Origin of the sequence: Streptomyces sp. NPDC017202, from assembly GCF_044331705.1 — a bacterium.
Lineage (GTDB): Bacteria > Actinomycetota > Actinomycetes > Streptomycetales > Streptomycetaceae > Streptomyces.
In genome coordinates this window covers 1-25,037 of sequence record NZ_JBIRNP010000034.1, presented here as the reverse complement: position 1 = coordinate 25,037, position 25,037 = coordinate 1, and the positions used below count along the sequence as shown (strand labels likewise).

Annotated in this window: 19 protein-coding genes; 13 read left to right on the top strand and 6 right to left on the bottom strand. The window is 71.1% G+C overall.

Features of this window, described 5'->3' with window-relative positions:
- Positions 1-71 precede the first annotated feature (71 nt).
- Complete coding sequence (locus ACH4N1_RS33790) at positions 72-497, top strand: Rieske (2Fe-2S) protein (RefSeq protein WP_398104150.1); 426 nt, start codon at positions 72-74, stop codon at positions 495-497.
- A 100-nt stretch (positions 498-597) separates the two neighbouring features.
- Here the strand turns inward: ACH4N1_RS33790 and ACH4N1_RS33785 are convergent, their stop codons facing one another.
- Positions 598-1,626 (bottom strand): hypothetical protein, encoded by a 1,029-nt coding sequence (locus ACH4N1_RS33785; protein ID WP_398104148.1) that lies wholly within the window; start codon positions 1,624-1,626, stop codon positions 598-600.
- A 273-nt stretch (positions 1,627-1,899) separates the two neighbouring features.
- Here ACH4N1_RS33785 and uvrC point away from each other — a divergent pair, with 273 nt between their 5' ends.
- The 11 genes from uvrC to pgi all read left to right on the top strand — a co-directional run bounded on the left by uvrC (position 1,900) and on the right by pgi (position 16,714).
- Positions 1,900-3,996: an excinuclease ABC subunit UvrC gene (gene uvrC / locus ACH4N1_RS33780; protein ID WP_398104146.1), complete on the top strand. Its 2,097-nt coding sequence runs from the start codon at positions 1,900-1,902 to the stop codon at positions 3,994-3,996.
- A complete protein-coding gene (gene rapZ, locus ACH4N1_RS33775; protein WP_398104144.1) occupies positions 3,993-5,141 on the top strand; it encodes an RNase adapter RapZ in 1,149 nt (382 codons plus the stop codon). The genes uvrC and rapZ overlap by 4 nt, the downstream gene beginning before the upstream one ends.
- Positions 5,138-6,205, top strand: coding sequence for a uridine diphosphate-N-acetylglucosamine-binding protein YvcK (yvcK, locus tag ACH4N1_RS33770; RefSeq protein ID WP_398104142.1), 1,068 nt, complete (start codon positions 5,138-5,140; stop codon positions 6,203-6,205). The genes rapZ and yvcK overlap by 4 nt, the downstream gene beginning before the upstream one ends.
- Positions 6,196-7,185 carry a DNA-binding protein WhiA gene (gene whiA / locus ACH4N1_RS33765; RefSeq protein WP_398104140.1) on the top strand — a complete coding sequence of 330 codons (990 nt, stop codon included), beginning with the start codon at positions 6,196-6,198 and terminating at the stop codon, positions 7,183-7,185. The genes yvcK and whiA overlap by 10 nt, the downstream gene beginning before the upstream one ends.
- Before the next feature lie 365 nt (positions 7,186-7,550).
- Positions 7,551-10,517, top strand: a complete 2,967-nt coding sequence (locus ACH4N1_RS33760; protein WP_398104138.1) for a M14 family zinc carboxypeptidase — start codon at positions 7,551-7,553, stop codon at positions 10,515-10,517.
- A 229-nt stretch (positions 10,518-10,746) separates the two neighbouring features.
- Entirely contained in the window at positions 10,747-11,757 is a 1,011-nt protein-coding gene (gene gap, locus ACH4N1_RS33755; RefSeq protein ID WP_366062536.1) for a type I glyceraldehyde-3-phosphate dehydrogenase, read from the top strand.
- A 132-nt stretch (positions 11,758-11,889) separates the two neighbouring features.
- Positions 11,890-13,101: a phosphoglycerate kinase gene (locus tag ACH4N1_RS33750; RefSeq protein WP_398104136.1), complete on the top strand. Its 1,212-nt coding sequence runs from the start codon at positions 11,890-11,892 to the stop codon at positions 13,099-13,101.
- A gap of 6 nt (positions 13,102-13,107) precedes the next feature.
- Positions 13,108-13,884 (top strand): triose-phosphate isomerase, encoded by a 777-nt coding sequence (tpiA, locus tag ACH4N1_RS33745; protein WP_398104134.1) that lies wholly within the window; start codon positions 13,108-13,110, stop codon positions 13,882-13,884.
- A gap of 112 nt (positions 13,885-13,996) precedes the next feature.
- On the top strand, positions 13,997-14,227 hold the full coding sequence (secG, locus tag ACH4N1_RS33740; protein ID WP_356569274.1) for a preprotein translocase subunit SecG: 231 nt from the start codon (positions 13,997-13,999) through the stop codon (positions 14,225-14,227).
- Between the two features lie 209 nt (positions 14,228-14,436).
- Entirely contained in the window at positions 14,437-14,772 is a 336-nt protein-coding gene (locus tag ACH4N1_RS33735; protein ID WP_082412914.1) for an RNA polymerase-binding protein RbpA, read from the top strand.
- 289 nt (positions 14,773-15,061) lie between these two features.
- On the top strand, positions 15,062-16,714 hold the full coding sequence (gene pgi / locus ACH4N1_RS33730) for a glucose-6-phosphate isomerase (RefSeq protein ID WP_398104131.1): 1,653 nt from the start codon (positions 15,062-15,064) through the stop codon (positions 16,712-16,714).
- Positions 16,715-16,795: 81 nt separating this feature from the next.
- Here the strand turns inward: pgi and pgl are convergent, their stop codons facing one another.
- From pgl to tkt, 5 genes are read right to left on the bottom strand one after another with little or no spacing between them, the layout of a single operon-like run.
- Positions 16,796-17,578, bottom strand: coding sequence for a 6-phosphogluconolactonase (gene pgl, locus ACH4N1_RS33725; RefSeq protein ID WP_398104129.1), 783 nt, complete (start codon positions 17,576-17,578; stop codon positions 16,796-16,798).
- On the bottom strand, positions 17,575-18,720 hold the full coding sequence (gene opcA, locus ACH4N1_RS33720) for a glucose-6-phosphate dehydrogenase assembly protein OpcA (protein WP_398104127.1): 1,146 nt from the start codon (positions 18,718-18,720) through the stop codon (positions 17,575-17,577). The genes pgl and opcA overlap by 4 nt, the downstream gene beginning before the upstream one ends.
- Positions 18,717-20,240, bottom strand: coding sequence for a glucose-6-phosphate dehydrogenase (gene zwf / locus ACH4N1_RS33715; RefSeq protein ID WP_366062354.1), 1,524 nt, complete (start codon positions 20,238-20,240; stop codon positions 18,717-18,719). The genes opcA and zwf overlap by 4 nt, the downstream gene beginning before the upstream one ends.
- A gap of 4 nt (positions 20,241-20,244) precedes the next feature.
- Entirely contained in the window at positions 20,245-21,363 is a 1,119-nt protein-coding gene (tal, locus tag ACH4N1_RS33710) for a transaldolase (protein WP_398104125.1), read from the bottom strand.
- A gap of 33 nt (positions 21,364-21,396) precedes the next feature.
- Positions 21,397-23,484, bottom strand: a complete 2,088-nt coding sequence (gene tkt, locus ACH4N1_RS33705) for a transketolase (RefSeq protein WP_398104123.1) — start codon at positions 23,482-23,484, stop codon at positions 21,397-21,399.
- A 411-nt stretch (positions 23,485-23,895) separates the two neighbouring features.
- Between tkt and ACH4N1_RS33700 the strand changes: the two genes are divergently transcribed.
- Complete coding sequence (locus ACH4N1_RS33700; protein ID WP_398104184.1) at positions 23,896-24,843, top strand: heme o synthase; 948 nt, start codon at positions 23,896-23,898, stop codon at positions 24,841-24,843.
- Positions 24,844-25,037: the final 194 nt, after the last annotated feature.

Here is a 25,037-nt window from a genome sequence, read left to right as displayed (position 1 = left end):
CCGCCGGCCGCGTGCCGTACGGCCGTCCCGCACCGCCGGGCCCGCCTCCGCCCCGGACCCTGGAGATGCGCATGTCCGCCCGCCCGTCAGCGACCCGCCGTACCGTCCTGCGGGGAGCGGCCCTCGCACCGGCCGCGGGCCTCGGTCTGGCCGCCTGCTCGCCGACCGGCGGGACCACCTCGCCCGCCACACCGACCGCGCCCGTCGAACTGGGCGCGGACGGCGAGGTCGCGAAGGGGGGCGCCAAGCTCTACCGGGACCACAACGTGGTGGTCAGCCGGTCCGCGGGCGGTGAGCTGAAGGCGTACAGCTCGATCTGCACGCACGCGGGGTGCCCCATCAACAAGCTCGAAGGGACGACCCTGATCTGTCCCTGCCACGGCAGTGAGTTCGACGCCGCGACCGGCGAGGTGCTGCGGGCACCGGCGACCGTGCCGTTGAACGAGCTTCCGGTCAGGACCGAGAACGGCAAGATCGTTTCGGGGCCGGCCGTCTGACCCGTCGGGGGCAGGCTGTCCGACCCGTCAGGGACCGGCCGTCTGCGTCCGACCCGTCAGGGACCGGCCGTCTGCGTCCGACCCGTCGGGGGCAGGCCGCTCACTCCCAGTCCCACCCGATGCCCACCGTGCCCGACCGCACCCGCGGCTCGACGAGGTGCACCGAACGGTGGCGTCGGCTGAGGGGGAGTTCCTGACGGCTGCCGCGCGGGGCCGCCGGGGAGTGCCGTGTGAAGCGGTGGCAGCGCACCGGCACGGCGCTCTCGTCGAACCGGACCTGGAGGGCGTACTGGCCGCCGGGGGCGCCGAAACCGCGGACGTACTCGCGGGCGGCCCCGGCGGTGCCGTCCTCGACGCCGTAGCCGAAGAGGAAGGTGTCGCCGGCGCGCAGGCGGGTGTCGAAGAGGAACTCGGCCACCAGGACGCCGGTGCCGTGGTGCCGGCGGACGCGGCCGGTCCGGCAGTTCTCCAGGGCGTGCACGGACATCCGTTCCGGGGTGCAGCCGGGGTCCCCGTGGTGGACGGCGACGAAACGGTCGACGCCGTCGCGGTGGGCGCGGACGATGTGCTGCGACTCGCGTTCCAGCAGTTCGCGGCAGGCCCCGATGCGGACCCGTTCGTGGTGGCCCAGGGTGCGCAGTCCGCCGTCCAGGGGGCACTCCAGCTCGACGAGGAGTTCCTCCAGGACGTCCGAGGCCTCCAGGAGCGACCGGTACGTGCGGCCGGCCGGCTGTCCGGCGGGCACCTTCTCGTCGGGCTCCGCGAGCAGCCGGATCAGGGACTCGTCCGGCAGTTCGAGGATCTCCTCCAGGGCGCGCACGGCCCGCAGCGACTCCGGGCGCTGCGGGCGCCGGGCCCCCTGCTGCCAGTAGCTCAGGCTCGTGACCCCGACCTTGACCCCGTGTCGCGACAGGTGGTGCTGGACGCGCTGGAGGGGCAGCCCCCGGGCGGCGATCGCGGCGCGCAGGGCGACGTGGAAGGGGCCGCCGTTCAGCGCCCCGTCCAGTTCGGCGACGACGCCGGGCCCGTGCCGGGGGTCGGCCTTCACGCCGGTCTCCGGGCCGGTCTTCGCGGAGGTCTCCGTGGCGGTGTGCGCGTCGGCGTCCGCGTGCTGTGGAGCGTGCGGCATGCAGGGGCCTCTCTGTGAATGCTCGCGACGGCTGGTCGGACCGTTCGCGTGAGTGTCCGGGCCGCCCCGGCGACGCGGGCGCGCCTTCACATCCGTAGTGCGGGGTTCACCGCCCGGAGTCCCCCGCATTGAAGCGTGTCGACATGGTCCCGACAACAGGTGGCGCCGGAACGCGGCGCGGCCGTGGCCGAGTCGGCGCCCTTGCCCCGCACGCCCCGCGCCGTTGTCCACAGCCCCGTCGGACTGTCACCGCGCGCCAGTAGGGTGTGAGACATGGCCGACCCCTCCAGCTACCGCCCCAAGCCGGGACAGATCCCCGACTCTCCCGGGGTGTACCGGTTCCGCGACGAGCACCGCCGGGTGATCTACGTCGGAAAGGCGAAAAGCCTGCGCCAGCGCCTGGCGAACTACTTCCAGGACCTGGCGGGTCTCCACCCGCGCACCCGCACGATGGTCACGACGGCCGCGTCCGTGGAGTGGACCGTGGTGTCCACGGAGGTCGAGGCGCTCCAGCTGGAGTACTCGTGGATCAAGGAGTACGACCCCCGCTTCAACGTCAAGTACCGCGACGACAAGAGCTACCCGTACCTCGCGGTGACGGTGAACGAGGAGTTCCCGCGCGCGCAGGTGATGCGCGGCCACAAGAAGAAGGGCGTCCGGTACTTCGGGCCGTACGCGCACGCGTGGGCGATCCGGGACACCGTCGACCTCCTCCTGCGGGTCTTCCCCGTCCGCACCTGCTCGGCCGGCGTCTTCAAGAACGCCGCCCGCACCGGCCGTCCCTGCCTGCTCGGCTACATCGGCAAGTGCTCCGCGCCCTGCGTCGGCCGGATCTCGCCCGACGACCACTGGGAGCTGGCGGACGAGTTCTGCGACTTCATGACCGGCCGCACCGGCACCTACCTGCGCCGTCTGGAGAAGCAGATGACGGAGGCGGCCGAGGAGATGGAGTACGAGCGGGCCGCCCGCCTGCGCGACGACATAGGGGCCCTGAAGAAGGCCATGGAGAAGAACGCGGTCGTGCTCGCCGACGCGACCGACGCCGACCTGATCGCGGTCGCCGAGGACGAGCTGGAGGCGGCTGTCCAGATCTTCCACGTCCGCGGCGGACGCGTCCGCGGCCAGCGCGGCTGGGTCACCGACAAGGTCGAGGAGATCACCACCGCCGCCCTCGTCGAACACGCCCTCCAGCAGCTCTACGGCGAGGAGACCGGCGACGCGGTGCCCAAGGAGGTCCTGGTCCCCGCCCTGCCCGAGCCGCTGGAACCGGTCCAGGAGTGGCTCACCGCCCGCCGCGGGTCCAACGTCTCGCTGCGCATCCCCCGGCGCGGGGACAAGCGGGCCCTGATGGAGACCGTGGAGCGCAACGCCCAGCAGGGCCTCGCCCTGCACAAGACCAAGCGTGCCTCCGACCTCACCACGCGCTCGCGCGCGCTGGAGGAGATCGCCGACGCCCTGATGCTGGACAGTGCCCCGTTGCGGATCGAGTGCTACGACATCTCGCACCTCCAGGGCGACGACGTCGTGGCCTCCATGGTCGTCTTCGAGGACGGCCTGGCCCGCAAGAGCGAGTACCGCCGCTTCCAGATCAAGGGCTTCGAGGGCCAGGACGACGTCCGCTCGATGCACGAGGTGATCACCCGCCGCTTCCGCCGCTACCTCGCCGACAAGGAGCGGACGGGGGAGTGGGGCGACGGCGACACGGACGCCGTCGCCGGCTCCGCCGAGCTCCCCGCGGAGGCCGCCGACGGCCCGGTCGCCGGCAACCTCACCGAGGACGACGGCCGGCCCAAGCGGTTCGCCTACCCGCCCCAGCTCGTCGTCGTGGACGGCGGACAGCCCCAGGTGGCGGCGGCCGAGCGGGCGCTGGACGAGCTGGGCATCGACGACATCGCCGTCTGCGGCCTCGCCAAGCGCCTGGAGGAGGTCTGGCTGCCGCACGACGACGATCCCGTGATCCTGCCCCGCAGCAGCGAGGGCCTCTACCTGCTCCAGCGGGTCCGTGACGAGGCACACCGCTTCGCGATCACCTACCAGCGGACCAAGCGGGCCAAACGGTTCCGCGCCGGCCCGCTGGACGACGTGCCGGGCCTCGGTGAAACACGCAAACAGGCGCTCATCAAGCACTTCGGTTCGGTGAAGAGGCTGCGTTCGGCGACGATCGACCAGATCTGCGAGGTGCCCGGCATCGGCCGCAAGACGGCCGAGACGATCGCCGCGGCCTTCGCCCGGACGGCACCGCCCGCACCCGCCGTGAACACCGCGACCGGAGAGATCATGGACGAGGAGGAGCCCGACACGACGGCGGGCTCCCCCGGGGAGCCCGTCGCAGCGGGCGCCCCGGAGGACCGACGGGGGCAGGAGACATGACCGAGCACGACGCACGACCCGCACCGGAGCGAGAACCCACGCCCACGGCCGCGCCCACGGCCACGCCCGCGGTCCGGCGCACGCCCGCGGCGACCGCCGGGGCCGCCCCTCAGCAGGGACACAGCCGGACCGGCGAGAATCACCCCCAGCACCACCCCCCGCACGACGCGGGCCCCGCCGGGGCCGAACACCCCGTGGACGCCCCCGCCGCCGCGCACATCGCAGGTCACGAAGACGGAGCACAGGTGAGTACCGACGTCACGCCGCCCGGAATCCCCGAGGCGGCCATCCCCGAGCTGGTGATCATCTCCGGCATGTCCGGGGCCGGCCGCTCGACGGCCGCCAAGTGTCTGGAGGACCTCGGCTGGTTCGTCGTCGACAACCTCCCGCCCGCGCTGATCCCCACCATGGTGGAGCTGGGTGCCCGCTCCCAGGGCAACGTGGCGCGGATCGCGGTCGTCGTCGACGTGCGGGGCCGCCGCTTCTTCGACAACCTCCGCGAGTCCCTCGCCGACCTCGAGGCCAAGGGCGTCACCCGGCGGATCGTGTTCCTGGAGTCCTCCGACGACGCCCTGGTCCGCCGCTTCGAGTCCGTGCGCCGCCCGCACCCCCTCCAGGGCGACGGCCGGATCGTCGACGGCATCGCCGCCGAGCGCGAACTGCTGCGCGAACTGCGCGGCGACGCCGACCTGGTGATCGACACCTCCAGCCTCAACGTGCACGAGCTGCGCGCCAAGATGGACGCCCAGTTCGCCGGCGACGAGGAGCCCGAGCTGCGGGCCACCGTGATGTCCTTCGGCTTCAAGTACGGCCTCCCGGTGGACGCCGACCTGGTCGTGGACATGCGCTTCCTGCCCAACCCGCACTGGGTCCCGGAGCTGCGCCCCTTCACCGGCCTGAACGAGGAGGTCTCCGGCTACGTCCTCAACCAGCCCGGCGCGAAGGAGTTCCTCGACCGGTACACCGAACTCCTCCAGCTGGTCGCCGCGGGCTACCGCCGCGAGGGCAAGCGTTACGTGACCATCGCGGTCGGCTGTACGGGCGGCAAGCACCGCTCGGTCGCGATGTCGGAGAGGCTCGCCGCGCGCCTCGCGGCCGAGGGCGTGGAGACGGTGGTCGTGCACCGGGACATGGGACGGGAATGACGGGACGCACTCCGCGGCTGGGCAGGCTGCGCAGAACGGCGCCGGAAGGGCGCACGAGCCGGCCGGTCGAGGCCCGCGGCGGCAGACCGCGCCGTCGCGGCACCCAGCCCAAGGTCGTCGCCCTCGGCGGCGGCATGGGCCTGTCCGCCTCGCTCACCGCACTGCGCCGCATCACCGGCGACCTCACGGGTGTCGTCACGGTGGCCGACGACGGCGGTTCCAGCGGGCGCCTGCGCGACGAGCTGGGCGTGCTGCCGCCCGGCGACCTGCGCAAGGCCCTGGCCGCCCTGTGCGGCGACGACGACTGGGGCCAGACCTGGGCCCGGGTCATCCAGCACCGCTTCCAGTCGCAGGGCGAGATCAACGGCCACGCCGTCGGCAACCTGCTGATCGTCGCCCTGTGGGAGCAGCTCGGCGACCACGTCCAGGCCCTGGACCTGGTCGGCAAGCTCCTGGGCGCACAGGGACGCGTGCTGCCCATGTCCGCCGTACCGCTGGAACTCCAGGCGCTGGTCAAGGGGCACGATCCGGCCCGCCCCGAGGACGTCGACACCGTGCGCGGGCAGGCGACCGTGGCGCTCACCACCGGTGAGGTGCAGTCCGTGCACCTCGTGCCGTCCGACCCGCCGGCCGTCCCCGAGGCGGTGGCGGCCGTCCTCGACGCGGACTGGGTGGTGCTCGGCCCCGGTTCCTGGTTCTCGTCGGTCATCCCGCACCTGCTGGTGCCCGAACTGCTGGACGCGCTCACCGAGACGAAGGCACGCCGGGTACTCTCGCTCAATCTCGCGCCGCAGCCGGGAGAAACCGAGGGCTTCTCCCCGCAGCGTCATTTGGAGGTTTTGGGACGACACGCCCCTAAACTCGCCCTGGACGTGGTGCTGGCCGACGAGGCCGCCGTGCCCGACCGCGACTCCCTGACCGATGCCGCCAAGCGGTTCGGGGCCGCGGTCGAGCTGGCGCCGGTGGCCCGGCCCGACGGCACCCCGAGGCACGACCCGGAGCTGTTGGCCGCCGCGTACGACCGTATTTTTCGGATGCATGGAAGGATCGGCCCATGGCGATGACGGCAGCGGTGAAGGACGAGATCTCCCGGCTCCCCGTCACCCGGACCTGCTGCAGAAAGGCGGAGGTCTCCGCCATCCTGCGGTTCGCCGGCGGCCTCCACCTGGTGAGCGGGCGCATTGTGATCGAGGCGGAGCTGGACACGGCGATGGCGGCCCGCCGGCTCAAGCGGGACATCCTGGAGATCTTCGGCCACAGCTCGGAGCTGATCGTGATGGCACCCGGCGGTCTGCGCCGCGGCTCGCGTTACGTCGTACGGGTGGTCGCCGGCGGTGACCAGCTGGCCCGCCAGACCGGTCTGGTGGACGGCCGCGGGCGCCCCATCCGCGGGCTGCCCCCGCAGGTGGTCTCCGGTGCCACCTGTGACGCGGAGGCGGCCTGGCGCGGGGCCTTCCTGGCACACGGTTCGCTCACCGAGCCCGGCCGGTCCTCCTCCCTGGAGGTCACCTGCCCGGGTCCCGAGGCCGCGCTCGCGCTGGTCGGTGCCGCCCGGCGGCTGTCGATCGCCGCGAAGGCCCGCGAGGTGCGCGGAGTCGACCGGGTCGTGGTCCGCGACGGGGACGCGATCGGCGCACTGCTCACCCGCCTCGGCGCCCACGAGTCGGTGCTGGCCTGGGAGGAGCGCCGGATGCGTCGTGAGGTGCGCGCCACGGCGAACCGTCTCGCCAACTTCGACGACGCCAACCTGCGCCGCTCCGCCCGGGCCGCCGTCGCCGCCGGTGCCCGCGTCCAGCGTGCCCTGGAGATCCTCGCCGACGAGGTGCCCGAGCACCTGGCGGCGGCCGGCCGGCTGCGCATGGAGCACAAGCAGGCCTCCCTGGAGGAGCTGGGCGCGCTCGCCGACCCGCCGCTCACCAAGGACGCGGTCGCGGGCCGGATCCGCCGACTGCTGGCGATGGCCGACAAGCGGGCGTCGGACCTCGGCATCCCGGGCACGGACGCCAACCTCAGCGAGGACCTCGCCGACAACCTGGTGGGCTGACCGCCCGGCCGAACCCGCCTGGCCGGACCCACCCGTCCGACGCCCCGCCCGACGTCCTGACCGGGCCGAACCCGGCCCGGACGGCCGGTACGCGTAACCGGCCCGCCGGTGCCGACCCGCCGGTGCCGACCCCCTCCCCGGAGGGCGGTCGGCACCGGCGTCGTCACTCCCGCAACACCGTCATGGCCACTCCCGCAACACCGGCGTCGTAGCCCCCGCAACACCGGCCTTCTCCCCTTGAGCGCACGCGTACCGACGACAACTTCCGTCCGTCTGCACCTTCTTGACGCACCCTTGACTCGATCATGAACAGTCATGAGCCTGACTCTGTCCGCCGCCGTGGCGGACTCACGCAAGGGGGGTTCATGAGACGTAGAGCGAGATCGATCCTCGCTGTCGGCGCGCTCCTGATCGGCGGAGCGAGCATCGCACCCGTCGCGCAGGCGCAGCCCGGAAGTTCCTCCGACACCTCCGACACGTCCGATGCCGGAGAGGTCAAGGTCTTCCGCGCCGAGGTCACCAAGAAGCAGGTACCCCTGCTGCTGGCGGCCGGCCAGGACGGCCACGAACTCAGTGAGCAGGCGCCCGAACAGGGCACCGCCACCGTCGAGGTGTACCTCACCGACGACCAGGCGCGGAAGCTGGAGAAGCAGGGCGTCCCCCTCACCGAGCACACCCTCTCGGCCAGGGCGGAGAACCGCGTGGCGGCCGCGGCCGACGGCGTGTTCCGGCCGTACAGCGGCAGCGGCGGCCTCAAGGAGGAGATCCTCCGCACCGCCCGGCAGAACCCCGGCCTCACCAAGGTCGTCTCCATCGGGAAGACGGTCCGCGGCCAGGACATCCTCGCGCTCAAGCTCACCAGGAACGCGAAGAGGTCCGAGGACGGCTCCAAGCCCTCGGTGCTGTACATGTCCAACCAGCACGCGCGCGAGTGGATCACCCCGGAGATGACCCGGCGGCTGATGCACCACTACCTCGACCACTACCGGACCGATCAGCGCGTCAAGAAGCTCGTCGACTCGACCGAGCTGTGGTTCGTCCTGTCGGCCAATCCCGACGGCTACGACTACACCTTCCAGGACCCCGCCAACCGTCTGTGGCGCAAGAACCTGCGGGACGTCAACGCCGACGGCGAGATCCGCACCGGCGACGGCGTCGACCTCAACCGCAACTTCGCCTACAAGTGGGGCTACGACGACGAGGGTTCGTCCCCCAACGCCACCAGCCAGACCTACCGCGGCGCGGCCCCGAACTCCGAGCCCGAGACCAAGGCGCTCGACGCCTTCGAGAAGCGCGTCGGCTTCGCCTACGGCATCAACTACCACTCCGCGGCCGAACTCCTCCTCTACGGCGTCGGCTGGCAGGTCGCCACCGGCACCCCGGACGACGTCGCCTACCGGGCGCTGGCCGGCACCCCGGAGAACTCCGCGATCCCCGGCTACCGCCCGCAGGTCTCCTCGGAGCTCTACACCACCAACGGCGAGGCCGACGGCCACGCCTCCAACGTCAACGGCACCGCGATGTTCACCCCCGAGATGTCGACCTGCCAGACGGCCTCGAACCTCTCCCCGGACGACCAGTGGAACGCCGCCGACTGCCGATCGGTGTTCAACTTCCCGGACGACGAGAAGCTGATCCAGCAGGAGTTCGAGAAGAACGTCCCCTTCGCGCTCTCCGTCGCCGAGAGCGCCGCCCGCCCCGACCGGCCGAAGTCCTCCGTGGGCCTGGAAGCCGCCGACTTCACCCCGGCCGGCTTCACCACGTCGTACTCGCGCGGCGCCGACCAGGAGGTCTCCGTCGTCGTACGCAAGGCGATCCGCGACAAGGAACTCAAGTACCGCGTCAACGGCGGCCGTACGTACGACCAGGCGCTCAGGCCCTGGAAGGGCGGTGAGACCTACGGCGGCGAGGACAACCTGTTCCACGACGAGTACCGGGCGAAGGTCCAGGACGGCGAACCCGGCGACGAGGTCGAGGTGTGGTTCACCGGCGAGACCGCCGGCGGCAAGAAGGTCTCCAGCTCGCACTTCACCTACACGATCGCCGAGCGGCCGCGGGCCGACACCCTCGTCGTCGCCGAGGAGGGCGCGACCGCCACGCAGGCGCGGACCTACGTGGACGCGCTCCGGGCCAACGGCCGCAGGGCGGTCGTCTGGGACGTCGCCACGCAGGGCGCGCCCGACGCGCTCGGCGTGCTGAGCCACTTCGGCACGGTCGTCCACTACACGGGCGCGAGCACCCCCGGCAATCCGACCCAGCTGGAGCTGCGCGCCTTCCTCAACGAGGGCGGCAAGCTCATCGAGGCCGGCGAGCTGGCCGGCGGCGACGTCGACCTCGGCGACGGCACCCCGTCCGACGACTTCAGCCAGTACTACCTGGGCGCCTACTCGCGCACCTCCACCCCCGGCGCCACCGGGTTCACCGGCGCCGGAGCGCTCTCCGGGTACACCGGACCGCTCGCCGGCGCCCCCGGCAACCCGCTGGACCGGGCCGGCACCTACGGCGTCACCTCCGACGAGCTGCCCGCCGCCACCCACCCGCAGTTCGCGAGCGCGGGAGCGGGACAGTTCGCCGGGACCGTCACCCCGTACGGGCCGTACGCGGGCACGGCCATGGCGGCCGCCGTCCACACCGACGACGCCTACAAGCGCCTCACCCGCGCCATCGACCTCACCGGCGTCACCGCCGCCGACCGGCCCGCCCTGCGCGCCCAGCTGCTGTGGGACACCGAACCGGGCTACGACAACGCGCTGGTCGAGATCCACACGGTCGGGGCCGACGACTGGACGACCCTGCCCGAGGCCGGCGGCGCCACCGGCACCGCCGTACCCGCCGACTGCGGGGCCGGGTACTACCTCGGGGAGCATCCGCAGCTGCGGCACTATCTGACCCTGACGGGGGACGAGTGCGCCGCGACCGGCACCACCGGCTCGTGGAACGCCCTCACCGGCGCCTCCAGCGGCTGGCAGCAGGTGACCTTCGACCTGAGCGCCCACGCCGGGAAGACCGTGGAGGTCTCGCTCAGCTACGTCACCGACCCGGGCAGCGGCGGCCACGGCGTCCTCGCCGACGAGGTCTCGCTCGTCGTGGGCGGCACCGCCACCCGGACCGAGGGCTTCGAGACCTCCCTCGGCGCCTGGCAGGTCGCCGGACCGCCCCCGGGCAGCCCGGCCGTCCTGAAGGACTGGGCGCGCACCGGCACGCTGTTCCGGACCTACGGGGCGGTCACCACCGACGACACCGTGCTGCTGGGCTTCGGCCTGGAACACGTCGCCGCGGCGGCCGACCGCACCGCGCTCATCGGGAAGGCCCTCGACTCACTTGACGGCTGACACGCAGAGGTCGGCCGAGGACGACACGGAGTGACCGAATCGGGTGACCGGCCTTTCGGGGCGGGGCGGTCCGTACCCCTACTGGTGGGTACGGACCGCCCTGCCGGGTATGGGCGAAGTCGATGTCACCCCGGCCGCCTCGGAGAGGTAGGGTCGGGGGTGGTCGGGGACATCCCAAATACAGCTCGCCGGCACCTCGTGGCCGGCGTACCAACGAGGAGATCGGTTCGTGACGATCCGCGTAGGCATCAACGGCTTTGGCCGCATCGGTCGTAACTACTTCCGCGCGCTGCTGGAGCAGGGTGCTGACATCGAGATCGTGGCTGTCAACGACCTGGGTGACACCGCGACAACCGCTCACCTGCTCAAGTACGACACCATCCTGGGCCGCCTGAAGGCCGAGGTGTCGCACACCGCCGACACGATCACCGTCGACGGCCACACCATCAAGGTCCTGTCCGAGCGCGACCCCGCCGACATCCCGTGGGGCGACCTCGGCGTCGACATCGTCATCGAGTCGACGGGCATCTTCACGAAGAAGGCCGACGCCGAGAAGCACATCACCGGCGGCGCCAAGAAGGTCCTCATCTCGGCTCCGGCCAAGGACGAGGACATCACCATCGTGATGGGCGTCAACCAGGACAAGTACGACCCGGCGAACCACCACGTCATCTCCAACGCCTCCTGCACCACCAACTGTGTGGCGCCGATGGCCAAGGTCCTCGACGAGAACTTCGGCATCGTCAAGGGTCTGATGACGACGGTCCACGCGTACACCAACGACCAGCGCATCCTGGACTTCCCGCACAAGGACCTGCGCCGCGCCCGCGCCGCCGCCGAGAACATCATCCCGACCACGACGGGCGCCGCCAAGGCCACCGCCCTGGTCCTGCCGCAGCTCAAGGGCAAGCTCGACGGCATCGCCATGCGCGTCCCGGTCCCGACCGGCTCGGCCACCGACCTGGTCGTGACGCTCCAGCGCGAGGTCACCAAGGACGAGGTCAACGCCGCGTTCAAGAAGGCCGCCGAGGACGGCGACCTCAAGGGCTTCCTGACCTACACCGAGGACCCGATCGTCTCCTCGGACATCGTCAGCGACCCGTCCTCCTGCACCTTCGACTCCTCCCTGACCATGGTCCAGGAGGGCAACACGGTGAAGATCCTCGGCTGGTACGACAACGAGTGGGGTTACTCCAACCGCCTCGTCGACCTGACGGTCTTCGTCGGCAACCAGCTCTGATCGACGGATCAGGCACCTCGATGTGAGGGCAGGGCCCGGACGGCGCGGGGACGCGTCGCCGGGCCCTGACTCACGTGCAGACCGCCCTCTCTACGATCACGGAGAACACGAGCCCTCCCGGGAGCCCCTTACATGAAGACGATCGACGAACTCCTCTCCGAAGGCGTGGCCGGCAAGCGGGTCTTCGTCCGCGCCGACCTCAACGTGCCGCTGGACGGCGCCACCATCACCGACGACGGCCGTATCCGCGCCGTGCTCCCGACCGTCAAGGCCCTCGCGGACGCGGGCGCCAAGGTGGTCGTCGCCTCGCACCTGGGCCGCCCCAAGGGCGCCCCGGACCCGGCCTTCTCACTCGCCCCGGCCGCCACGCGCCTCGGTGAACTCCTCGGCACCGACGTGGCGTTCGCGACCGACACGGTCGGCGACTCCGCCCGCTCGACCGTCGCCGGCCTGACCGACGGCAAGGTCGCCGTCATCGAGAACCTGCGCTTCAACGCGGGCGAGACGGCCAAGGACGACGCCGAGCGCGGCGCCTTCGCCGACCAGCTGGCCGAACTCGCCGACGTGTACGTGGGCGACGGCTTCGGCGCCGTCCACCGCAAGCACGCGTCGGTCTTCGACCTCCCGGCCCGGCTGCCGCACGCCGCCGGCTACCTCATCGCCACCGAGGTCGGCGTCCTGAAGAAGCTCACCGAGGACGTCCAGCGGCCCTACGTCGTCGCCCTCGGCGGATCCAAGGTCTCCGACAAGCTCGCCGTCATCGACCAGCTGCTCGGCAAGGCGGACCGCCTCCTCATCGGCGGCGGCATGGTGTTCACCTTCCTCAAGGCGAAGGGCTACGAGGTCGGTGCCTCGCTGCTCCAGGAGGACCAGATCCCGGTCGTCCAGGAGTACATCGAGCGGGCGCAGAAGAGCGGCGTGGAGCTGGTCCTCCCCGTCGACGTGGTGACCGCCACCACCTTCCCGGACCTGAAGACCAAGGCGCCGTCGCACCCGAACACCGTCGCCGCGGACGCCATCCCCGCAGGTCAGCTCGGCCTGGACATCGGTCCGGAGACCCGCAAGCTGTACGCCTCGAAGCTCGCCGACGCCGCCACCGTCTTCTGGAACGGACCGATGGGCGTCTTCGAGCACCCCGATTACGCCGAGGGCACCAAGGCGGTCGCCCAGGCCCTCCTCGACTCCCCGGCCTTCACGGTCGTCGGCGGTGGCGACTCCGCCGCGGCCGTCCGTCTGCTGGGCTTCGACGAGGACGCATTCGGCCACATCTCGACCGGTGGCGGCGCCTCCCTCGAATACCTCGAGGGCAAGACGCTCCCCGGCCTCGCCGCACTGGAGGACTGACCCCGCATGAGCACCCGTACGCCGCTGATGGCGGGCAACTGGAAGATGAACCTCAACCACCTCGAGGCCATCGCCCACACCCAGAAGCTCGCCTTCGCCCTGGCGGACAAGGACTACGAGGCCGTCGAGGTCGCCGTCCTGCCGCCCTTCACCGACCTGCGCTCCGTGCAGACGCTGGTCGAGCACGACAAGCTGAAGATCAAATACGGCGCCCAGGACATCTCCGCCCACGACGGCGGCGCCTACACCGGCGAGATCTCCGGCCCGATGCTCGCCAAGCTGCGGTGCACCTACGTCGCGGTCGGCCACTCCGAGCGCCGGCAGTACCACGGCGAGACCGACGAGCGGGTGAACGCCAAGGTCAAGGCCGCCTACAAGCACGGTCTCACCCCGATCCTGTGCGTCGGCGAGGAACTGGACGTCCGCGAGGCGGGCAACCACGTGTCGCACACCCTCGCCCAGGTCGAGGGCGGTCTGCGGGGCGTCCCGGCCGAGCAGGCCGAGACCGTCGTGATCGCCTACGAGCCGGTGTGGGCCATCGGCACCGGCAAGGTCTGCGGCGCCGAGGACGCCCAGGAGGTCTGCGCGGCCGTCCGCGGCAAGCTCGCCGAGCTGTACTCCCAGGACGTGGCCGACAAGATCCGCATCCAGTACGGCGGCTCGGTGAAGTCGGGCAACGTCGCCGAGATCATGGCGCAGGCCGACATCGACGGCGCACTGGTCGGCGGCGCCTCGCTGGACCACGAGGAGTTCGTCAAGATCGTGCGCTTCCGCGACCAGTGACCGGGCTGTGAGTATGCGGTAGCGGCGATCCGTCGTACCCTTGCGGGGGCACAGCGCGGTAGCTGTGCCCCCGTCGTCATCCGAATCCGAGGAAGTTGGTCCAGCCGTGGTTTTGGGGTTCTCGATCGCCCTGATCGTCTTCAGCCTGCTGCTGATGCTGCTGGTGCTGATGCACAAGGGGAAGGGCGGCGGCCTCTCCGACATGTTCGGCGGCGGCATGCAGTCCTCCGTCGGCGGCTCCTCGGTCGCCGAGCGCAACCTCGACCGCATCACCGTGGTGATCGGTCTGCTCTGGTTCGCGAGCATCATCGTCCTCGGCATCCTGATGAAGACGAACAGCTGATCAGCCTCTCGCAGGCACACATTCCGTACGTAAGGCCCCATGTCCGGTACGCGCAGCTGAGCGCGGCCTATCATGGGGCTTGCGTCTACGTGTGGGGGGTTGTAGCTCCAATCACTGGACGCGCGTTGGGCCTTACGTAGACTGAGGCGCTCGCAGCGAAGCGAAACGCCGACTCGCTTCGCGGCACCATCACGCAGGGAGTTACGACCGTGGCAAGTGGCAACGCGATCCGAGGAAGCCGGGTCGGGGCGGGGCCGATGGGCGAGGCCGAGCGCGGCGAGTCCGCGCCGCGTCTGCGCATCTCCTTCTGGTGCTCCAACGGACACGAGACGGTGCCCAGCTTCGCCAGCGACGCGCAGGTTCCCGAGACCTGGGACTGCCCGCGCTGCGGCTTCCCTGCCGGGCAGGACCGGGACAACCCCCCGGCCCCGCCGCGCACCGAGCCCTACAAGACGCACCTCGCCTATGTGCGCGAGCGGCGCAGCGACGCGGACGGCGAGGCGATCCTCGCCGAGGCGCTTGCCAAACTGCGGGGCGAGATCTAGGAGTTGCGGACCGGCCAGGTGCCCACGGCACTTGGCCGCAGCTGTTCCGCGCACCGGTGGCCGACCGCCGGGTGGGCAGCTCGTGCTGCCCTGCTGCTCTGCCGCTCTCACTTTCCTTTTCATCCCGTCGGCCGCCGCGCTGACACCTGCGGGCCGCGCGCACGTACCTCTTGTCGCACCGCGAGACGGTCCCACGACAGCTCACGTGACGCGCTGATCAATTAGGTTGGGACCGCAGCGGGACAAGATGCGCGGCACGGACAGGTGAGAGAAGAGGGCTGGGTCCGACATGAACGCAGACGGCCGTACGAGGCTCGATCAGACGCCCGAGTGGACCGCTCTGGCCAAGCACCGCGAGGAACTCGGCGAGGCGCGGCTGCGCGAGCTGTTCGCCGCCGATCCCGGGCGCGCCGAGCGGTACACCCTGCGGGTCGGTGACCTGCACATCGATTATTCCAAGCATCTGGTCACCGACGAGACGCTGGCGTTGTTGCGGGAGCTGGCCGCGGCGACCGGTGTGTTCGGTCTGCGGGATGCGATGTTCGGCGGTGAGCGGATCAACGTCACCGAGGACCGGGCGGTGCTGCACACCGCGTTGCGTGCTCCGCGGGACGCGGTGGTCGAGGTGGACGGCGAGGACGTGGTGCCGGCGGTGCACGCCGTGCTGGAGAAGATGGCCGGTTTCGCCGGGCGGGTGCGCTCGGGTGAGTGGACCGGTCACACCGGGCGGCGGATCCGCAACGTCGTGAACATCGGTATCGGCGGTTCCGATCTGGGGCCGGCGATGGCGTACGAGGCGTTGCGGGTGTTCACCGACCGTTCGCTGACGGTGCGGTTCGTCTCCAATGTAGACGGGGCGGACCTGCACGAGGCGGTGCGGGATCTGGACCCGGCCGAGACGCTGTTCGTCGTGGCGTCGAAGACGTTCACCACGATCGAGACGATCAGCAACGCCACCTCGGCCCGCACCTGGCTCCTGGAGGGCCTGGGTGGCGAGGAGGAGGCGGTCGCCCGGCACTTCGTCGCGCTGTCGACGAACGCGGAGAAGGTGACCGCCTTCGGTATCGACCCGGCGAACATGTTCGCGTTCTGGGACTGGGTGGGCGGCCGGTACTCCTTCGACTCGGCGATCGGCCTGTCGTTGATGATCGCCATCGGTGCGGACCGCTTCCGCGAGCTGCTGGACGGCTTCCGCCTGGTCGACGAGCACTTCCGTACCGCGCCGGCCGAGGCCAACGCGCCGCTGCTGCTGGGCCTGCTGGGCATCTGGTACGGCAACTTCCACGATGCGCAGGCGCACGCGGTGCTGCCCTACAGCCACTACCTGTCGAAGTTCACCGCCTATCTGCAGCAGCTCGACATGGAGTCCAACGGCAAGTCCGTCACCCGTGACGGCCGGCCGGTCGGGTGGCAGACCGGTCCGGTGGTGTGGGGCACGCCGGGCACCAACGGGCAGCACGCCTACTACCAGTTGATCCACCAGGGCACGAAGCTGATCCCGGCGGACTTCATCGGCTTCGCCCGCCCGGCCGGCGAGCTGAGCGCGGAACTCGCCGCCCAGCACGATCTGCTGATGGCGAACTTCTTCGCGCAGACGCAGGCGCTGGCGTTCGGCAAGACCCCGGACGAGGTGCGTGCCGAGGGGGTGCCCGAGCACCTGGTGGCCCACAAGACGTTCCCGGGCGACCACCCCACCACCACCATCCTGGCCGCCGAGCTGACCCCGTCGGTGCTCGGCCAGCTCATCGCGCTGTACGAGCACAAGGTGTTCGTCCAGGGCGCGGTCTGGGACATCGACTCCTTCGACCAGTGGGGCGTCGAACTCGGCAAGGTCCTCGCCCGACGCGTCGAACCCGCCCTCACCCAAGGCACCGACGTCCCCGGCCTCGACCCCTCCACGAAGGCCCTCGTCGCGACGTACCGGGAACTGCGCGGCCGCTGACGGCCCGCCGCTCGGTGGAGTGACGCCGACGACGAGCGGGGGCGGCGGGCTTCGCAGGGAAGCCCGCCGCCCCCGCTCGTCTCAGGGCGAAGCCGGCGGATACAGCGAGCGCGGCAGTCCCGACGCCGCCGCCGCGTCCAGCAGCCACAGGGTGCGGGCACGGCCCCGCGCACCGGCCGCCGGGGCCTGGATCTCGCCCGCGCCCGACAGGGCGATGGCCGCCGCCTGCGCCTTGTCCTCGCCGGCCGCCAGCAGCCACACCTCACGCGCCGACCGGATCGCCGGAAGGGTGAGGGTGGTGCGGGTCGGCGGCGGCTTGGGCGCGCCGCGCACGCCGACCACCGTGCGCTCGGTCTCCCGCACGGCCGGCAGCTCGGGGAAGAGCGAGGCCACGTGGGTGTCCGGGCCGACGCCCAGCATCAGGACGTCGAAGGTGGGCACGCGGCCGTGGTTCTCCGGACCGGCCGCGCGGGCCAGCTCCTCCGCGTAGCCGGCCGCGGCCTCCTCCACGTCGGTGCCGTGCGGGCCGTCCGACGCGGGCATGGCGTGCACGCGTTTCGGTTCCAGGGGCACCGAGTCCAGCAGGGCCTCGCGGGCCTGCGTGACATTGCGGTCCGGGTGGCCCTCGGGCAGGAACCGCTCGTCGCCCCACCACAGGTCGAGCCGGCCCCAGTCCACGGCGTCGCGGGCGGGGGCCGCCGCCAGCGCGGCCAGCAGGCCGTTGCCGTTGCGGCCGCCGGTGAGGACCACGGACGCGTGGCCCCGGGACGCCTGCGCGTCCACGATCTTCGTGATGAGCCGGGCCGCGGCGGCCTGGGCCATCAGATCCTTGTCGTGATGCACGACGAGCTGGGGTGTGCTCACTTCGCGGCCGCCTTCTTCACCGGGGCCGGTGCCGTCGCTTCCTCCGCGGGTGCTTCCGCAGCCGCTTCGACGGGAGCGGGGACCGCGACCGGTTCTCCTTTGGCGGCTCCCCCTTCGGCTCCTCCTTCTGCTTCTCCTTTGGCGACGGCTTCCGGAGCGTCGGCCGTCGGTTCCGCCGCGACGGAACCCCCGGTACGCCGGTCACCCCCGCCGGCCGAGGTGTGCAACCGCTCCACCCCGAACCGCAGCGCCGACGCGTAGGTGTCGTCCGGGTCGAGGCGCCGCAGCTCCTCGGCGATCAGCTCCGCCGTGTCCCGGCGCTTGAGCGCCACCGCACGGTCGGGCTGCCCGTCGATGGACAAGGTGGCCAGCGAGCCGTCGGCCCGGTCCAGCACGATCGGGCCGCAGGACGTCGACAGCCGTACGGCCGTGAGGCCCGGCCCGCCGGACAGCGAGCGCTGGACGGGCACGCCCAGCCGGTCGCCGAGCCACATCGCCAGCAGCTCGCAGCTCGGGTTGAACTCCTCGCCCTCCACCTCGACCGACTCGACCTCGCAGGTGACCTGGTCGAGAGCCGCGGCCAGCATCGAACGCCAGGGCGTGATGCGGGTCCACGACAGGTCGGTGTCGCCGGGGGCGTAGGTCTCGGAACGGGCCGTCAGGTCCCGCACCGGCTGCTCGGCGGCGTAGGTGTCGGTGACGCGGCGCTGGGCCAGCGCGCCGAGCGGGTCGGCGGCCGGGTCGAGCGGCGCGTTCACCGGCCACCAGGCGACGACGGGCGCGTCCGGCAGCAGCAGCGGCAGCACGACCGACTGCGCGTGGTCGGCCACCTCGCCGTACAGGCGCAGGATGACCGTCTCGCCGGTGCCCGCGTCCGCGCCCACCCGCACCTCGGCGTCCAGGCGGGACTGGGTGCGGTCGCGCGGGGAGCGGGAGACGCGCTTGATCACCACGAGCGTGCGCGAGGGGTGCTCGCGGGAGGCGTCGCCCGCGGCCTTGAGCGCGTCGTACGCGTTCTCCTCGTCCGTGACGATGACCAGCGTGAGCACCATGCCCACGGCCGGCGTGCCGATGGCCCGACGGCCCTGCACCAGCGCCTTGTTGATCTTGCTGGCCGTGGTGTCCGTGAGGTCTATCTTCATGGCCGGCGCCAGCTCCGTCCGTCTCGTTCGAGCATCTCGTCCGCCTCGACGGGTCCCCAGGTACCGGACTGGTACTGGGCCGGCGTGCCGTGCGCGTCCCAGTACTGCTCGATCGGGTCGAGGATCTTCCAGGACAGCTCGACCTCCTCGGTGCGCGGGAAGAGGTTCGAGTCGCCGAGCAGCACGTCCAGGATGAGGCGCTCGTACGCCTCCGGGCTGGACTCCGTGAAGGACTCGCCGTAGGCGAAGTCCATCGACACGTCCCGGATCTCCATGGAGGTGCCGGGGACCTTGGAGCCGAAGCGGACGGTGACGCCCTCGTCGGGCTGGACGCGGATGACGATCGCGTTCTTGCCCAGCTCCTCCGTCGCCGTGTGGTCGAAGGGCGAGTGCGGGGCGCGCTGGAAGACGACCGCGATCTCGGTGACGCGGCGGCCCAGGCGCTTGCCGGTGCGCAGGTAGAAGGGGACGCCCGCCCAGCGGCGGTTGTCCACCTCCAGCTTGACGGCCGCGTAGGTGTCGGTCTTCGACTTGGGGTCGATGCCCTCCTCCTGGAGGTAACCGACCGCCTTCTCGCCGCCCTGCCAGCCGGCCGCGTACTGACCGCGCACCGTGTCGCGGCCCAGGTCCTTCGGCAGCCGGACGGCACCGAGGACCTTGGTCTTCTCCGCGGCGAGCGCGTCCGCGTCGAAGGAGGCGGGCTCCTCCATCGCGGTCAGCGCCATCAGCTGCAGGAGGTGGTTCTGGATGACGTCCCGGGCGGCGCCGATGCCGTCGTAGTAGCCGGCCCGGCCGCCGATGCCGATGTCCTCGGCCATCGTGATCTGCACGTGGTCCACGAAGGACCGGTTCCAGATCGGCTCGAACATCGTGTTGGCGAAGCGCAGCGCCAGGATGTTCTGGACGGTCTCCTTGCCCAGGTAGTGGTCGATGCGGAAGACCTGGTCCGGGGCGAAGACCTCGTGGACGATCGCGTTGAGTTCCTCGGCCGACCTCAGGTCGTGGCCGAACGGCTTCTCGATGACCGCGCGCCGCCAGGAACCCTTCGACTGGTCGGCCAGCTGGTGCTTCTTCAGCTGCTGGATGACCACGGGGAAGGCCCCCGGGGGCACCGACAGGTAGAAGGCGAAGTTGCCGCCCGTGCCCTGCGCCTTGTCGAGTTCGTCGATCGTCGAGCGCAGCCGCTCGAAGGCGTCGTCGTCGTCGAAGGTGCCCTGCACGAAGCGCATGCCCTGGATGAGCTGCTGCCAGACCTCCTCGCGGAAGGGGGTGCGGGCGTGCTCCTTCACCGCGTCGTGGACCTCCTGGGCGAAGTCCTCGTGGGCCCATTCGCGGCGGGCGAACCCGACCAGCGAGAAGCCCGGCGGCAGCAGACCCCGGTTGGCGAGGTCGTACACCGCGGGCATCAGCTTCTTCCGTGACAAATCGCCCGTGACACCGAAGATGACCAGACCCGACGGCCCCGCGATACGCGGGAGCCGTCGGTCTGCGGGGTCACGCAGCGGATTGCTGCTCGACAAATTCTCAGCCCTCCGAAGGGGCGAGGCGCTGGAGCTCCGCCTCGGTCGACTTGAGCAGGTCGTTCCAGGACGCCTCGAACTTCTCGACGCCCTCGTCTTCCAGGAGCTGCACCACGTCGTCGTACGAGATCCCGAGCTTCTCGACCGCGTCGAGGTCGGCACGGGCCTGCTCGTAGGTGCCGGTCACGGTGTCGCCGGTGACCTCACCGTGGTCCTCGGTGGCGAACAGGGTCGCCTCGGGCATGGTGTTCACCGTGTTCGGCGCGACCAGGTCGACGACGTACATCGTGTCGCGGTACGCCGGGTCCTTCACACCGGTGGACGCCCACAGGGCGCGCTGCTTGTTCGCGCCCGCCTTCTCCAGGGCGCTCCAGCGCTCGCCCGCGAAGACCTCCTCGTACGCCTGGTAGGCGAGCCGGGCGTTGGCGACGCCGGCCTTGCCGCGGGCGGCCTTGGCCTCGTCGGTGCCGAGCGCGTCGAGCCGCTTGTCGATCTCGGTGTCCACGCGGGACACGAAGAAGGACGCCACCGAGTGGATCAGCGACAGGTCCAGGCCGCGCTCCCTGGCCTTCTCCAGGCCGGCCAGGTACGCGTCCATGACCTGGCGGTAGCGCTCCAGGGAGAAGATCAGCGTGACGTTGACGCTGATGCCCAGGCCGACGACCTCGGTGATGGCCGGCAGGCCGCCCATCGTGGCCGGGATCTTGATCAGCGTGTTGGGGCGGTCGACCAGCCAGGCCAGCTGCTTGGCCTCGGCGACCGTCGCCTCGGTGTGGTGGGCGAGGCGCGGGTCGACCTCGATCGACACCCGGCCGTCCTGGCCGCCGGTGGCGTCGAAGACCGGGCGCAGGATGTCGGCGGCGTCACGGACGTCCGCCGTCGTGATCATGCGGATGGCCTCTTCGACGGTGACCTTGCGGGCGGCGAGGTCGGAGAGCTGCTGGTCGTAACCGTCGCCCTGCGAGATCGCCTTCTGGAAGATCGACGGGTTGGTGGTGACGCCCACGACGTGCTGCTGGTCGATCAGCTCGGCGAGGTTGCCGGACGTGATCCGCTTGCGCGACAGGTCGTCCAGCCAGATCGCGACGCCCTCCTCGGAGAGGCGCTTGAGTGCGTCTGTCATGGAATTACATCTCCTACGGGTCGTGTACGGGCGTCAGCGCTGGGCGGCCGCGAGGGATTCCCGGGCCTTGTCGGCCACGTTCTCGGCAGTGAAGCCGAACTCGCGGAAGAGGACCTTGCCGTCGGCCGAAGCACCGAAGTGCTCCAGGGAAACGATGCGGCCGGCGTCTCCGACGTACTGGTGCCAGGTGAGGCCGATACCCGCCTCGACGGCGACCCGGGCCTTCACGGAAGGGGGCAGCACGCTGTCCCGGTACCCCTGCTCCTGCTCCTCGAACCACTCCACGGACGGCATGGACACCACCCGCGTCGGCACGCCGTCGGCCTCCAGCAGCTCGCGCGCCTCGACGGCCACGTGCACCTCGGAGCCGGTCGCGATCAGGATCAGCTCGGGCGTCCCGGTGGAGGCCTCCACCAGGACGTAGCCGCCCTTGGCCGCGTCCTCGTTCGGCTCGTACGTCGGCACGCCCTGGCGGGTGAGGACCAGACCGTGCGGGGCGCCCTTGCCGAAGACCTTGGTGTAGCGCTTGAGGATCTCGCGCCAGGCGATCGCGGTCTCGTTGGCGTCCGCGGGGCGGACGACGTTCAGGCCGGGGATCGCGCGCAGCGACGCCAGGTGCTCGACCGGCTGGTGCGTCGGACCGTCCTCGCCCAGACCGACGGAGTCGTGCGTCCACACGTACGTCACCGGCAGGTGCATCAGGGCCGACAGCCGGACCGCGTTGCGCATGTAGTCGGAGAACACGAGGAACGTGCCGCCGTAGATGCGGGTGTTGCCGTGCAGGGCGATGCCGTTCATCTCCGCGGCCATCGAGTGCTCGCGGATGCCGAAGTGCACCGTGCGGCCGTACGGGCTCGCCTCCGGCAGCGGGTTGTCCGCCGGGAGGAACGACGACGTCTTGTCGATCGTCGTGTTGTTCGAGCCGGCCAGGTCGGCCGAGCCGCCCCACAGCTCCGGGACGACCGCGCCGAGCGCCTGGAGCACCTTGCCGGACGCGGCACGGGTGGCGACGCCCTTGCCCGGCTCGAAGACCGGGATCTGCTTCTCCCAGCCGGCCGGCAGCTCGGCCGCCGCGACGCGGTCGTACTCGGCCGCGCGCTCCGGGTTGTTGTCCCGCCACAGCTGGTAGGACTTCTCCCACTCCGCCTTCGCCTGGGCGCCGCGCTCCAGGGCCTGCCGGGTGTGGGTGATGACCTCGTCGGAGACCTCGAAGGACTGCTCCGGGTCGAAGCCCAGGACGCGCTTGGTGGCCGCGACCTCGTCGTCGCCGAGCGCCGAGCCGTGCGCGGCCTCGGTGTTCTGCGCGTTCGGGGCGGGCCAGGCGATGATCGAGCGCATCGCGATGAAGGAGGGCCGGTCCGTGACCTGCTTCGCCGCCTCGATCGCGTCGTGGAGGGCGTGCGGGTCGAGGTCGCCGTCCGGCTTCGGGGCGACCCGCTGCACGTGCCAGCCGTACGCCTCGTAGCGCTTGACGGTGTCCTCGGAGACGGCCGTCTCGGTGTCGCCCTCGATCGAGATGTGGTTGTCGTCCCACAGCAGCACGAGGTTGCCGAGCTTCTGGTGACCGGCCAGCGAGGACGCCTCGGCGGAGATGCCCTCCTGGAGGCAGCCGTCACCGGCGATGCAGTAGACGAAGTGGTCGAAGGGGGACTCGCCCTGCGGCGCCTCCGGGTCGAACAGACCGCGCTCGTAGCGGGCGGCCATGGCCATGCCCACCGCGTTGGCGACGCCCTGGCCCAGCGGACCGGTGGTGGTCTCGACGCCCGTGGTGTGCCCGTACTCCGGGTGACCGGGGGTCTTCGAGCCCCACGTCCTGAAGGCCTTCAGGTCGTCCAGCTCCAGGCCGAAGCCGGCCAGGTACAGCTGGGTGTAGAGCGTCAGGGACGAGTGGCCCGCGGACAGCACGAAGCGGTCGCGGCCGACCCAGTCGGCATCGGCGGGGTCGTGCCGCATCACCTTCTGGAAGAGGGTGTACGCGGCAGGCGCCAGGCTCATCGCCGTACCGGGATGGCCGTTGCCGACCTTCTGTACGGCGTCGGCGGCCAGGACGCGGGCGGTGTCCACGGCCCGCTGGTCCAACTCGGTCCACTCGAGGTCTGTGGTGGTCGGCTTGGTGCTCACCCTGGGTCAGGGCTCCTCTCCACATGTCGAATACCGGTTGCTTCGGGCGGGCGCCCACCGGCTGCCGGTGACTGGATAACCACCGGCCGTTGTCGAGCCTACCCCCGTGAGGACGTGCGTTTTTTCGAGTCGTTCCAGACTGCCGGGCCATCCGGGGATCCGCCTCCCGACCGGCCGGAGCCGCCTTCTGCACATGAATACGGGGCCGCTCATCTGACTGCTCAAAAGAGCCTCCGCGCGATCGGTGAGCGCACCTGTGTACGAGAGCCGGAACGGCTGCTGGGCGGGGCCCCCAACACGACCCCACCCCCGCGAAGCCCGGGGTATGGGCAACGTCTACAGTGGCGTGGTACGCGCGAGCCTCTACCCGTACTTCACACGGGGAGGCTCGCTGGGATGTCTCTGTCAGGGGTGTGCGTGACGGCCGTTGAATCCCGTCCAGCAGGGGTTATCGGGACGAGCCCGAGCCGGCGGCCGGTGGGGGCCCGCGTCATGGCGTTCGTGGCGCTGACCAAGCCGCGGATCATCGAGCTGCTGCTGATCACCACCGTTCCGGTGATGTTCTTGGCCCAGCAGGGGGTGCCGGACCTCGGTCTGGTGCTGCTCACCTGCCTGGGCGGCTATCTCTCCGCGGGCGGCGCCAACGCGCTGAACATGTACATCGACCGCGACATCGACGCCCTGATGGACCGCACCTCGCAGCGTCCACTGGTCACCGGCATGGTCAGCCCCCGCGAGTGCCTCGCCTTCGGCATCACCCTCGCGGTCGTGTCGACCCTCCTGTTCGGCCTGACCGTCAACTGGCTGTCCGCCTGGCTGGCCCTCGGCGCGCTCCTCTTCTACGTCGTCGTCTACACGATGGTCCTCAAGCGCCGTACCTCGCAGAACATCGTCTGGGGCGGCATCGCCGGCTGCATGCCGGTCCTCATCGGCTGGTCCGCCGTCACCGACTCCCTCTCGTGGGCGCCGGTCGTCCTCTTCCTCGTCATGTTCTTCTGGACCCCGCCGCACTACTGGCCGCTGTCCATGAAGGTGCGCGAGGACTACGCGCGCGTGGGCGTGCCGATGCTGCCGGTCATCGCCTCCAACAAGGTGGTCGCCAAGCAGATCGTCATCTACAGCTGGGTGATGGTCGCCGTCTCGCTGCTGCTGACCCCGCTCGGCTACACCGGCTGGTTCTACACCGCGGTCGCGCTCGCGGCCGGCGGCTGGTGGCTGTGGGAGGCGCACTCCCTCCAGAACCGCGCGAAGGCGGAGACCACGGGCGGCAAGCTCAAGGAGATGCGGCTGTTCCACTGGTCCATCACCTACGTCTCGCTGCTGTTCGTGGCGGTCGCGGTGGACCCCTTCCTGCGCTGAGGTCCCCCTCCTGCGCCGAGGACCCCTTCCTGTACGACCCCTTCCCGGGAGCCCCTGAACGGCCCGGCGGCCGGGGGGGGGGGGGGAGGGCCCCCCCCCCCCCCCCCGCCGGGGGGGGCGGGCCCCCGGGGGCCCGGCGGCTCACCAACACGGTTTTCTGTCACCCGCAGCCAAACGGGGCCCCCGCGCGGCGC